11 protein-coding genes and 2 pseudogenes are annotated in these 12,154 nt (G+C 48.7%); 11 read left to right on the forward strand and 2 right to left on the reverse strand.

Translation table 11 applies throughout. The features are described from left to right. On the forward strand, positions 1–551 hold a 551-nt coding region (locus Q0198_RS05015), incomplete at its 5' end, for a hypothetical protein (protein WP_297895746.1). Beyond that, positions 548–874 carry a hypothetical protein gene (locus Q0198_RS05020; RefSeq protein ID WP_297895749.1) on the forward strand — a complete coding sequence of 109 codons (327 nt, stop codon included), beginning with the start codon at positions 548–550 and terminating at the stop codon, positions 872–874. The genes Q0198_RS05015 and Q0198_RS05020, both read left to right, overlap by 4 nt. Before the next feature lie 103 nt (positions 875–977). On the opposite strand, the gene Q0198_RS05025 is transcribed toward Q0198_RS05020, so the two are convergent. Further along, the gene (locus Q0198_RS05025) at positions 978–2,084 is read right to left on the reverse strand and encodes an FtsW/RodA/SpoVE family cell cycle protein (RefSeq protein ID WP_297895752.1); all 1,107 of its coding nucleotides are present in this window, start codon (positions 2,082–2,084) and stop codon (positions 978–980) included. 52 nt (positions 2,085–2,136) lie between these two features. On the opposite strand from Q0198_RS05025, the pseudogene Q0198_RS10945 reads away from it, so the two are divergent. From Q0198_RS10945 to Q0198_RS05070, 9 genes and pseudogenes are all read left to right on the forward strand, one after another. Continuing rightward, positions 2,137–2,772: pseudogene (locus tag Q0198_RS10945) on the forward strand (RluA family pseudouridine synthase); the annotation flags it as partial. Between the two features lie 621 nt (positions 2,773–3,393). Next, a pseudogene (locus tag Q0198_RS10950) lies at positions 3,394–3,720 on the forward strand (RluA family pseudouridine synthase); the annotation flags it as partial. Next, complete coding sequence (locus Q0198_RS05040; protein WP_297895756.1) at positions 3,650–4,315, forward strand: fibronectin type III domain-containing protein; 666 nt, start codon at positions 3,650–3,652, stop codon at positions 4,313–4,315. The pseudogene Q0198_RS10950 and the gene Q0198_RS05040, both read left to right, overlap by 71 nt. Before the next feature lie 3 nt (positions 4,316–4,318). Next, positions 4,319–6,388, forward strand: coding sequence for a tRNA (guanosine(46)-N7)-methyltransferase TrmB (trmB, locus tag Q0198_RS05045; RefSeq protein ID WP_297895759.1), 2,070 nt, complete (start codon positions 4,319–4,321; stop codon positions 6,386–6,388). Beyond that, a complete protein-coding gene (locus Q0198_RS05050; protein WP_295152369.1) occupies positions 6,376–7,065 on the forward strand; it encodes an ATP-binding cassette domain-containing protein in 690 nt (229 codons plus the stop codon). The genes trmB and Q0198_RS05050 overlap by 13 nt, the downstream gene beginning before the upstream one ends. Then, on the forward strand, positions 7,052–7,867 hold the full coding sequence (locus Q0198_RS05055) for a hypothetical protein (RefSeq protein WP_297895762.1): 816 nt from the start codon (positions 7,052–7,054) through the stop codon (positions 7,865–7,867). Before Q0198_RS05050 ends, Q0198_RS05055 begins: the two co-directional genes overlap by 14 nt. Continuing rightward, positions 7,864–9,246 carry a M23 family metallopeptidase gene (locus tag Q0198_RS05060; protein ID WP_297895765.1) on the forward strand — a complete coding sequence of 461 codons (1,383 nt, stop codon included), beginning with the start codon at positions 7,864–7,866 and terminating at the stop codon, positions 9,244–9,246. Before Q0198_RS05055 ends, Q0198_RS05060 begins: the two co-directional genes overlap by 4 nt. Positions 9,247–9,679: 433 nt before the next feature. Next, positions 9,680–10,474: a threonine/serine exporter family protein gene (locus tag Q0198_RS05065; RefSeq protein WP_297895773.1), complete on the forward strand. Its 795-nt coding sequence runs from the start codon at positions 9,680–9,682 to the stop codon at positions 10,472–10,474. Position 10,475: 1 nt separating this feature from the next. Continuing rightward, positions 10,476–10,967, forward strand: coding sequence for a threonine/serine exporter family protein (locus tag Q0198_RS05070; RefSeq protein ID WP_297895776.1), 492 nt, complete (start codon positions 10,476–10,478; stop codon positions 10,965–10,967). A gap of 292 nt (positions 10,968–11,259) precedes the next feature. On the opposite strand, the gene Q0198_RS05075 is transcribed toward Q0198_RS05070, so the two are convergent. Then, positions 11,260–11,967 (reverse strand): hypothetical protein, encoded by a 708-nt coding sequence (locus tag Q0198_RS05075; protein ID WP_297895767.1) that lies wholly within the window; start codon positions 11,965–11,967, stop codon positions 11,260–11,262. Positions 11,968–12,154 lie beyond the last annotated feature (187 nt).

A 12,154-nucleotide genomic window follows, 5' to 3' on the forward strand; every position in this document is an offset into this window, starting at 1 on the left:
CGATCGGAGAAAAAGAGCTTGTGCGCTTTCCGTTTCTTACCGCCTCGCTGCTGGCGCTGTTTTCGGGACTGGTAGAGGGCGTGCTGCTCTTCGAAAATCGCTACTACATCGCGATCACCGCGGTGGCGTTCGTCGCTTTCGTCTTCTATCTACAGATCAAGCACAAAAAGTTTTCAAACAAAGCTTATAAAAATTCTGCTGACGAAGGCTCTAAAAATTTAGATGAGAGCGCAAATTTAAAAGACGCGGATTTCGGCAGCGCAAAAGAGGCGCAGGAGCCGCAAAATAAAAGCGCCGCGACGAATGAAATTTTAAACTTTAAAAGCGGCGGCGAAATTTTAAATTCTCAAAGCGAGAATGAAATTTTAAACTCCAGTGGCGATCTCGGTGAAAATTTCGCAAGCGGCACCGATGAAAATTCTACGCATCGCGCCGATGAAAATTCCGACGAAAATTTTAAAATTTCAAACGACGGCGCGAATGAAAATTCCGCGCAAAATTTCAATCAAGGCACTGAAAATTCCGCGGATGGCGCAAGGCGAGATAGATGATCAAATCCGCGCTGATCGCGCTTGCGGTGATATTTTTGCTGCTTTTAAATTTAGCCAATCTGTTCGGCATGATAGACCTAGGCGGGCCGGTGCCTGCGATGATCTGGTTTGCGATCAGCTTCTACGGGGTTTTTTATCTATACAAATTTTGCGGCGCAAAGCCAGTCGCGGCGCGGATCGGGATCTTTGCCGTAGCCTTCGTAGGCGGATTTTTCACGAGCGTTTTGTACTACGGATTTTTTAATTCGCAAACTTTGGAATTTTCCTTTACATACGCCTTTTTCGCGGTGGTTTTTACGCTCGGCATCGGCGTGATTTTGTAGCGAGTTTTAAAATTTAGCGCCCCGCTTAAAATTTCGCCGCCGAAGCTCAAAATAAACTCGCGCGATTTTGTAGAATTTTAAAATTTATCCGTGCGGGTTAAATCTACATCCTGATCTTGTAGGTCTTATAGTTATCCTTCATCCTAAACGTCAGTAAATTTTGTAAAATTCCAAAGAGGATCATAAAGGTGATGAAGCTGCTGCCGCCGTAGCTGAAAAACGGCAGCGGTACGCCCACGACGGGCGCGAAGCCCACCACCATCGAGATATTGACGCCCGCGTAGATGAAGATGAGCGAGGCAAGCGCGCTCGTAAAGACCCGTATCAGATAATCGCTTTTAAAATCATAGTTTAGGCTCAGTAGATGCAGTATCAGCAGCGCATACAGCGCGATCAGCGCGGCAGCCCCCACGAAGCCGAAGCGCTCGATCGTATAAGCGAAGATAAAATCGCTCGTCGCAATCGGCAAGAATTTAAAGTGCGTTTGCGTCGCTTCATCCTTATCCTTGCCATAGATGCCGCCGTTTCCAATAGCGATGATCGCCTGCTTGACCTGGTAATTGGGCTCCTCGCTTATGAAATCGGCGATGCGCTTTTTTTGATAATCGTGCATGTTTTCGTACAAAATCGGCGAGCTGGCCACAAAAACGATGATCAGCGTAAGCCAAATTTTTTTATCCACGCCGATGATAAAAAGGATCGCAAATCCCGTCAAAAAAAGTATCGCGGCGGTGCCTAGATCGGGCTCTTTCGCAATCAAAACGAAAGGCAGAAGTATGTAGAAGCTAAGGCGCAAAAAATCCTTCAGCCCGTAGCCGTTTTTCGGCGGCGGATTTTTATGTATCAGATACATCAGCATCAGGATAAACGCGGGCTTCATCACCTCGCTGGGCTGCAGCGTAAAATGCACGAAAGGGATCTCCAGCCAGCGCCTAGCTCCTAGCTTGCTAACGCCGAAAAAATCGACGCTGAGCAGCAATATGATGTTGATCCAATAAAATATCGGGATCAGATATAAAAATTTGCGTATCGGAAAGAGAAAAAATAGAGTAAAAACGGCAAATCCGACGCCAAAATAAACGACCTGCTTCGAGGACAGCACGTCGTTTGCCTCGCTTATTAAAACGTATGAAAAAACCACTATCGGCACGATCAAAAAAGGTTGAATGAAATCAAAATATGCTAAAATCTTTTTGTCAATTTTAAACAACGCTTAATCCTATTAAAATTTTGACGTAAGAATAGCCAAAAAAGGTATAAATTTGGATAATCTAATAGCACAATGCAGCGAAAGGCTTGACGTTTTTTTAAGCTCGCAGCTTGGAATTTCGCGTAACCAAATATCAAGCTTAATCAAATCCGCGGCAGTCAGAGTGAACGGAGCCGTGCAAACTAAGCCCGGCTACAAGCTATCTGCGGGCGAGCTCGTGCGTATCGACTACCCCGCGCCCGCGCCGCAGCAAACAAGCGAGGAGAGGCTAAACTTCGACGTTGAAATTTTATACGAGGATGATGATCTGCTCGTGGTGAATAAGCCCGCGGGCCTTACCGTCCACCCCGCCGCAAGCGTCAAAGAGCCCACGCTCGTGGACTGGCTCAAGTCTCGCGGCTATCTGCTTTCCACGCTCGGCGGCGAGCTTCGCGCGGGCATCGTGCACCGCCTGGATAAACTCACCAGCGGCGCCCTGCTCGTCGCCAAAAACAACGCCGCGCACGCCGCGCTCTCGGCGCAGCTAAGCGATAAAAGCATGGGGCGGATATACCTCGCGCTCATCGACCTACCGCTGAAAGAGCCCTGCGTGATCGAGCGCCCGATCGCTCGCAACCCCGCAAACCGTCTAAAAATGGGGATAGTGCCCGGCGGACGCAGCGCAAAGAGCGCGTTTTATGAAATTTTAAGCGGAGCGGAACTAACGGAACTTCAAAACTCCGCCGAGAGGTGCGATGAAATTTTAGGCGCGGGCGATGGTACAGCTGCGGGCACGGATAAAATTTCAGCCGCCGATAAAATTTTGGCTGCGAACGCAAGCGCAAGTAGAATTTCGGCTAAGGACAAAATTTTGGGCGATGCTATGGATAAAATTTCAATGGGTGATGCGGGTAAAATTTCAGCTACCGATAAAATTTTAGACGCAACCACAGATACGGGCAAAATCTCGGCTATGTACGCGGGCGGAGATAAAATTTTAAACGCTAGCAGGGACGCAGATATGAGTAAAATTTTAGCGACCGACGCAAGCGCGAGCAAGAACGCGGACATGGATGAAATTTTAAACGGCAGCGCAGGCGCGGATAAAATTTTAAATAGCCGCGCGGATAACGCGGACGAAATTTCAAATAACTGCATGCGGAGCGCAGATAAAATTCCAAGCAGCCGCGCGGGCAACGCAGATAAAATTTTAACCGCCGATATGAGCGCGGATCAAACCAGAGCCGCCCGTCTCACCGAGAATAAGGCTTTAAATTTTAAAAATCCCGCTCAAAACTATAAGCTGCCACCGATAAACCTAAAGAGCTTTAATCTCGTCGCGGCAAAGCTCTTCACGGGTCGCACGCATCAGATCCGCGTGCATTTAAGCTCGATAAATCGGCATATTTTGGGCGATCATTTATACGGATTTAAGAGCGAAAACGCTAAAATTAGCAGGATTTTGCTCCATGCCTATTTGCTCTATTTCATCCATCCGCGAAGCGGCAAAGAGGTGAAAATATGCGCAAATTTGCCGAGCGAATTTCTAAATTTTACGACAAATCAAAAGGTAAAGGATGAAATTTATGAAAAAATTTTACCGACTAACGTTGAGCGCTACTTTAGCGATATTAGCGGGTGGCTGCGCTATGTCTAGCGCGCCTAGTGCAAGCGACGAGAGCCTTCCGCGCGTAGAGGGGGTTAGGACGATCACGAGCGACGATGAGATCGGGCTTGAGTGGCCTAGATACGACTCAAATACCGCCGTGTTGGGCTTTGTCGTCTACCGAGCGCCTGCAAGCGGCGGCGAAGCCAAAAAGATCGCCACTATCGCAGATCCATACTCCACTCACTACGTAGATACGAGGCTGCAGCCGGGCACTTCGTATAAATACACGGTGCGCACATACGGCGCCAAGGGCGTTTCGGCTCCTTCTCCAGTCGCTATCGCAAGCACAGCGAAGATGCTAGAGTCCGTGCCGTTTGCGCAGGCGATCTACGGGCTTCCGGGCCGCGTTAAGATCATCTGGCGCCCGCATCCGGATCTTCGCGTAAGCTCCTATCTAATCGAGCGCCGTCCTAAGGGAGGCGAGTCGTGGAGCACAATTAAAGAGGTTCGCGGCAGACTTAGCGCTGAATATATCGACAATATCGATTATGGCGAAGGATACGAATACCGCATCACCGTCAAAACCGAAAACGGAGAGCTGTCCAAGCCTAGTGCAGTCATTGCCGCAGCGCAGGCAGAATAAAGTTTGCCAAATTTCATAACCCAAAGCGTGAGCCTGCCACCGCTGCCGATTAAGCTCGGCGAGGTCGAATTTTTAGAGACGGCGCGTGGCAGAAATCTGACGCTCGTGCGAACCAAAAGCTTTGATAGCGAGTTTTTTATCACCCTAAAGCCCAGCGGCGGCAAAGTGATAGTAAAGGGCGAAAAGATCACCAAGCCCGCCAAGATCGGCCATCTGCAGCGAGCGCTCGAAATTTTTAAAGAGCGTTTCTGCGGGCGGATCATCTCGCAGGCGTTTGCTTACAAAGACAGCTCGCTTACCGAAAAAACGCCGCTGATTTTGGGCGAGAATGAAATTTTATCCCTCGTAAAAAACTCTAAATTTAATAAAATTTTCATCGAGATCGGCTTCGGCTCGGGCAGACACCTGCTTCATCAAGCGCGCTCAAATCAAGACGCGCTGCTAATCGGTATCGAAATTTATAAGCCAGCAATCGAGCAGGTCGCAAAGCTAGCGATCCGCGAGGGGCTGCAAAACATTGCGCTGATTGCCACCGACGCGCGGATTTTGCTGAGCCTGCTTCCCGCAGGCTGCCTGCAGCGCGTGTTTTTGCACTTCCCCGTGCCATGGGACGACGCACCGCACCGCCGCGTCATAAGCGACGAGTTCGCCTCACAGATCGCACGCACGCTCGGGCGCGGCGGCCGCTTCGAGCTTCGCACCGACAGTGAGGAGTACTTCCTCTACGCGATGCAAAAACTCTCGCCTCTTGCACAAAAGTGCGGCGAAATTTCGCACTTCAAAAACCGAGACGCCGCCGTAGCGAGCAAATACGAGGATAGATGGCGCAAAATGGATAAAGATATCTACGATCTGATCTACGAGAACAAAACCGCGGGCCTGGGCGAGCCGCAGCGGTTTGAGATGGAATTTTTAAAATTTGACGCGGCGGCAATCGCGCGAAATTTTAAAAATTCTACCTTCAAAGGCGAGGATTTTTTCGTGCATTTTGAGGAAATTTTTTACTTTGACGCTCAAAAAAGCTTGGACGCGGACGGGATTTGCACGGCGGACGGCGTAAATTTAAGCGGCGCGGGCGAAGCGATAAACGACGAGGCTATAAATTTAGACGCGACGCGCGGCAAAAATTTAACCGAGCGCGCAAGCACGGATGAAATTTCGTCAGGCGACGGCAAAATTTCAGCTACGACAGCGGGCGATAAAATTTCAACTTGCGCGAACGCTACGCAAATTCTAAAAAAAGCAAGCGCTCCACTGAATACAAACCGCGTGGATGAAGCGGGCACAAATTTAAACGAGGATCGCTTGAATGTAAGCTGCTTAAATTTAACAGACGGCGGCGTAGTGAGTGCGAGAAATACGACAAGCATAGGCGCTGCAACGAGCGCTAAATTTAGCCGCCCCGCCCCGAGCGAAAAGCGCGCTTTAGCCTGCGAGCAGATCGCAACAAAGCAAGGCGCACAGATAAACAGCGCAGCCGCTGCAAGCGATACACTAAACGCAAATGACCCGCTCGCAACAATCGACGCAAGCAACGCGCTAAATTCTAGCGGCGCAGAGGGGGCGCCTGCAGCTATCGACGCGACAGGTGCGAGCGCTACACCTGCAACTATCGGTGCAATAGATGCAAACAATGTGCCGAATTTGGATGGCTCATTCGCGGTGACCCGTGCAGCAAAAGCAAGCGCCGCGCCTTGCAAAAATGAGCCGCAAGCCGAACTAAAAAACGAGCTAAACCGCGCTGTTAAGCCGCAAGCAGAATTACAAAATAAGTCAAATTCTATCAAGTCGCAAGTTGAGCGTCAAAGCGAGCCGAAGCGAGCCGAGCTACAAGCCGAACACCAAGGTAAATTAAATCGTGCCGAGCAGCAACAGCAAAGCAAGCCGTGCGCCGCCGAGCCGCAAGATGTGCTAATCCTGCTTTCGCTCGGTGCATTCGACTTTCCGCAGCAGTGTTTCATCCGCACAAACGCAAGCGGCACGCGCTACTTTATCCGCTGCCCGCTTCCTACGCGCGAAAACCACGCGGCACATCAAAAAATTTCGGAGATATTTTCACAATGGCAGAGATAACGGACGATTACAACATCATCACCGCAGCGGGCCTCACGCTAGGCTACGAAAAGGCGGGCGCGGTCATCCAAGACGCGAGCTTCGGCATCGGCGCGAAGGACTTCGTCATCATCACGGGCAAGAGCGGCAGCGGCAAATCCACGCTGCTTAAGTCCTTCTATGGCGGCATCGACATCATCGGCGGCGAGCTGAACGTCTGCCTGTGCGATCTAAAAGGCATCACGAACTCCGATCTGCGCACCCTGCGCCAGCGTATCGGCATTATCTTTCAAAACTACCGCCTGATCAACGAATGGACGATCGAGCGCAACATAATGCTTCCGTTAATGATAATGGGCTACAATCAGCAGGTCTGCCAAGACCAAGCCAAAAAGCTACTGCGCCACGTCGAGCTCGGGCATAAGATGGGTAAGTACCCGCTCGAGCTTAGCGGCGGCGAGCAGCAGCGCGTGGCTTTGGCGCGTGCGATGGCGCATAACCCGCGCCTACTGCTGTGCGACGAGCCTACGGGAAATTTGGACGACTACTCCAGCGCCATTATTTGGAATTTGCTGCGCTCTGCGTGCGAGTCGTGGAACGCCTGCGTCGTCATCGTGACGCACAAAATGCCCGCCACGCTGCGTTTTAGGCACCGACATTTTGAGATTAAGGACGCTAAAGTAAATGAAATCGATTAAAACCCATTTCGGCGTGATCTTTTCGCTCGTCGCGCTGCTTTTCTCCGTGCAGTTTGGAATTTTTATGAGCAACCTAACCAAAAGCTACGAGCGCTCGATCCAAAACGAATACAACATCGTGCTAGTCTCCAAAACTCCGCTCAGCTTGCAAGACGCGCAAAAAGCGGTACCGAAAATCAGCTCGATTAGCGAAATTTCCACAGCGGGCATTACCGAGCGTCTGAAGGGTAAAATTTCACAAAATGCCTTTGCCGAGCTGAGTAAAAATTTGCCTAAATTTTATAGCGTCAAACTCGAAAGCTTCCCCGACGCCGCGCAGCTTGCCAAGATCGAGCAGGATCTAAAATCTATCGGCTCGCTTACGCGGGTAGAAATTTTTAAAAAGACCCACGATGAAATTTTTAAAATTTTACTACTTATCAAAAGCCTCGTTTATGGCTTTGCGTTTCTCATCGTACTTTTAGGCGTGATGTTAATTCACCGCCAGATGCGTATCTGGGTTTACGAACACAAAGAGCGCATCGAGATCATGGAGCTTTTCGGCGCATCGTTTCTGATAAAAAGCGGCAAACTCTACCGAATGGCGATAATAGACTCATTCATAGCCACGCTGATCGTGACCTGCTTCTACATTGCGCTTCCAGGCTGGGAGGTGTTTTCGACAACGCTTAAGGGTATCGGCGATCTACGCACCGCCATAGTGCTGCCTTACGACGCGCTGATCCTTTTGAGTGTTGCCTTGGCGCTATCTATCATCGCGGTAAGTTTTGTGATGCTGCAAATCGGAAATAAACGAGCATGAAAAGAGCTTTTTTAGCGCCGCTTCTTGCGCTGGGGCTCGCCGCAGCTCTTACTTACGCCGCACCCGCAAAGCAGCAGAGCACGAAAGATAAGATCGCCAAAGCGGGTCAAGAGCTCAAAAGCTCGCAAAAGGAGGGGATGCAACTCTCACAAAAGATCGACGAGATCGCTGGCCTTATCGTAAAGGAGCAGGAGGGCTTTAAAAAGCGCGAGGGCGAAATCAAACAGCTAAGCGAAACGATCGAAGGGCTAAAGGATCAATACGCCGCCGAAGCGCAGGAGCTTGAGAAACTCAATAGCCAAAACGTCACCCTTCTTAGCGTGCAAAATGATCTAGAAAGCAAGATCATAAGCGTGATCTCGCAAGAGCTATCGTTTGATCTAATCACCGACGTAAATTCCACCACTACGCCCGATTCTATCGTAGCTAGCGAAATTTTAGAGGGGCTCGGCGTCGTTATGAACGACGAGCTGAAGGGGTTAATCAAAGACTACGAAAATAATCAAAATTTTATCAACGAACAGAATAAAAAGATCAAATCGATCCAGGCGAGCATGGCGGGCTACGACAAGAAAAAAACCGATCTTGACGCCAAGCAAACCACCCAAAAAGAAAAGCTCGCACAGATGAAAAAGGACAAAGAGGACTACATCGCGAGGCTGGAGAAGATAAACGACGAGCAAGACGCCATATCTAAGACCCTGCAGGAGCTTAAGATCATCGATGACGCCGAGGAAAAAGCCAAAGCGCAGAAGGAGGAAACGGCGCGCCAAGCAAAGCTTGAAGCGCAGAAGCAAAAGGAGCGTCAGGCACGCGAAAAAGAGTACGCCAAAGCAAAGGCGGCTGCCAAAAAGGCGGGCAAGCCCGAGCCTGCACCTCCTAGCGAGCCCGAGCCAGAAGTGAGCGAGCCAGCGGATGAGCGCGTAAGTAAGATCAACCAAAAGGTCAAGCAGTACGGCTCGAGCTATCAGTCCTCGCGCGTCAAAAAATACAGCGGAGCCAAGACCGCAGCACCTTTAAACGGCGCGTATTTGAAGCGGAAATTCGGCAACTACAACGATCCCGTGTATAACATCAAGCTTTTCAACGAAAATATCGTGCTGGGCTCAAACAGCGGCGACACGCAGGTTAAAGCGGTACTGCCGGGCAAAGTGGTCTTTGCTAAAGAAACCGCCGTGCTCGATAAGGTCGTGATCCTAGAGCACAGCGGCGGCATCCACACGATCTACGCGCATCTAAATCAGATCCCGCCTACCGTGCGCGTCGGCTCCAACGTCAAAAAGGGCTACATCATCGGGCGCATCGGCTCGGATCTGACCTTTGAAGTGACGCAGCAGAACTACCACATCAACCCGCTCGATCTCATAAGTCTGAGGTGAAGCCGTGAGCGGGGAAAATTCTAAATTTAGCGGATCTTGCGAGGACGCTGGAAGTTTAAATTTAAGCGGGCAAAGCTCGGGCTGCGATTTAAATTTAAGTGAGCAGAATTCTTTAAAAGAGCAAAATTCCGCCGTTTCAAATTTGAGCGATGAAAGCTCCGCGGCGGCGTTAAATTTAAGCGAGCAAAATTCCGCCTCGGCGCTAAATTTAGATAACTCAAATTCCGAAACGATGTCAAATTTAAACAATCAAAATTTTACCGCCGCAACGGACGCCGAAGCGACATCAAAAACGGCGGCAGGCGCTGTAAAAACAGAAGCCGTGACAGCCTCGGAGACAGCGCAAAACGATATTGAGGCGGCAGAGGCAGGCGTGGAAACAACACGAAACACTATCGCAACGGCAAAAACAACGTCAGCAGGAGCGGCGACAGTGAAAGAAGCGGAAGCGGCGAGACCGCAAATCCAAGAGCTTACCAATTTTCTTAGCGAATACACCGCCAAGATGCTTAGTATCGGCACTTACACCGCGCGTATAGAGCACTGCGTGCGCAGGATAGCGGACGCTTACGACTATGAGGCTAGCCTGATGATCTTTGTGCGCCACTTCATCATCAGCGTGATGGATCCTGCGGACAACTCTATCCGCCGCACCTACGTCAAAACGGGCGCTGCGGCGCATATCAGCTTCGATCTGATCTCGGAGCTAAGCGCGCTTAGCTGGGAAATTTACGACGAAAAAATCCCCCTTGCGCGCGCCAGAGCCTCATTTGCCGAAATTTTAGCCTCGCAGAAGAAAAGCTTTGCCAAAACTCTTGTTTTGCTCAGCGTCGCAAATGCCGCATTCTGCGAGCTTTTCGGCGGCGATGGCGGCGCGATGGCGCTCGTTTTTGCGGCTACGGCTTTTGGAATTTGCGCCCGCTATCTGCTTAGCAGGCTCAAAATCAATCTAAAAATCCAATACATCGCGGTTTCGTTCGCAGTCTCCTTCATTGTCTCGCTAGGCGCTCGCTACGGGCTTAGCGCCACGCCCGACATAGCCGTGGGATCGAGCATACTCTTTTTGATCCCCGGCGTCTGGCTGATCAACTCGGTATTTGACATCCTAAACGAAAATATGCTCGTAGGCATCAGCAGAGGGCTAAACACGGGGCTTTTGATCATCTGCATCGCAATCGGGCTCTTTCTGACGCTTAGCATCTCAAATTTGGGGCTTGTAAATGTTTGATATAGCGCTTTTGGTATTTAAGGACGCTTGCTTTGCCGCTGCGGCGGGGCTCGGGTTTGCGTATGCGTGCATGCCGCCTAAAAAGACGCTAGTCTTTTCGGCGCTGCTTGCAGCGGTAGCGCATTCGTGCAGGTTTTTGCTGATACAGAGCCAAATTTTTTCGATCGCCGCCGCGACGCTTTTTGCGTCGTTTCTGATCGGCGTTTTGGGAATGCTCTGCGCCAAGCGCCTTAAGATACCCGCAGAGATCATCGCCTTTCCTGCGCTGCTTCCGATGATCCCTGGCATCTACGCCTATAAGGCGGTCTTGGCGCTGTTTTCTTATATCAAAGCCGCAGGCGCACAGCAGAAGCTCGCTCACCTCATCTCATTTTTCGACAACGCCCTCGCCACGATCTCGATCTCGCTGGCGCTCGGCACGGGTGTCTCGATAACGCTGCTCATTTTCTACGAGCAGTCCTTGATGATCACTCGCGGCGCAAGAGGCAAATAGCGCTAAGCAAGAAATTTTAAGTAAGCGCGGCGGGTAAATTTATAAATTCTATTTTATTGCTCTCGTTTTATCTCTTTGGTTTTTTCATCGTAATAATATCCTTGCTCCACACCCAGCAAATTATCTTTTATATCGTATTTATATGTATAATTTTCATCAAAAATACCTAGATAAAAAGCATACCGACTATATTTTCTACCTTCTAACTCAAAAAATGCTTTATACGGCTTTATATCTTTCTTTTTAAAGTTATATAAATTACAAAAGTTATCGTATTTTTTATCTATTAGGCTTACATATCAAAAAATAGCATGTCGGTTGGAATAGAAAAAATTTTATCATTAGGATATTTGCGGTCGTATATTTTAGGATTAATTTCATTTAAAAATATTTTTTCCGTAAATAACATATCAAATACATGTTTATCATTTTCTAATCCGCTAAAATATAATTTGTACTTTAAATTTCCATCCGACAAGATTAAACTATTATTATTTTCCCAAGGGTAAACAACTTCGCCTTTGAGCATGGACATATTTACAAAATCTTTGAAATTTGCTACGGCTTGTTTACCGTTGCAAGCCCTGTCTCCCAAACTCATAAAATATTCTAAATTTATATTGTCATCTACAATGAAAAATTCGCAAGCTTTATCTGGACGATTATTTCCACCGCATCTTTCCGCCAACCCGCTATAAAAATTATAAAATTCATCGTCCACTTTACCGTATTGCTTCTTTATTTTTCTTTCCATATCACGGAATTCCCCCGCTGAAATATTTATAGATTTATAGGTCTTTTTAAGCATGCACTTTAACGCCCTATCCTTAAGCTGTATATCTGTAAGATTGCCATCTAGATCGCATACCCACTCATACGGATCGGTTTTAATTTTTTCGGCTGAATTTGGGTATTTATACTCCGCGATAATCGAAAGTATCGCGCACAAAGCGCATATTATTATGATGCAGACCAAGCACAGATAATATCTCGTTTTCAAATTTTGCTCCTAAAATTTTCCGCAATATACCTCTCATAGACTTAATCTGCGATAATTTTAGTATGCCTCAAATATCGTTAAATCAGGGCTTTTCTTGATCCGCTTCGGCAAATTTCATCTCAATGCTTCGTAGGTATTAGGCTCTCTTGCGCCGCTCGTCGTGCCTCTATCGCCAAAGTAAAATTTA

The sequence above is a fragment of the uncultured Campylobacter sp. genome, assembly GCF_938045205.1.
GTDB lineage: Bacteria > Campylobacterota > Campylobacteria > Campylobacterales > Campylobacteraceae > Campylobacter_B.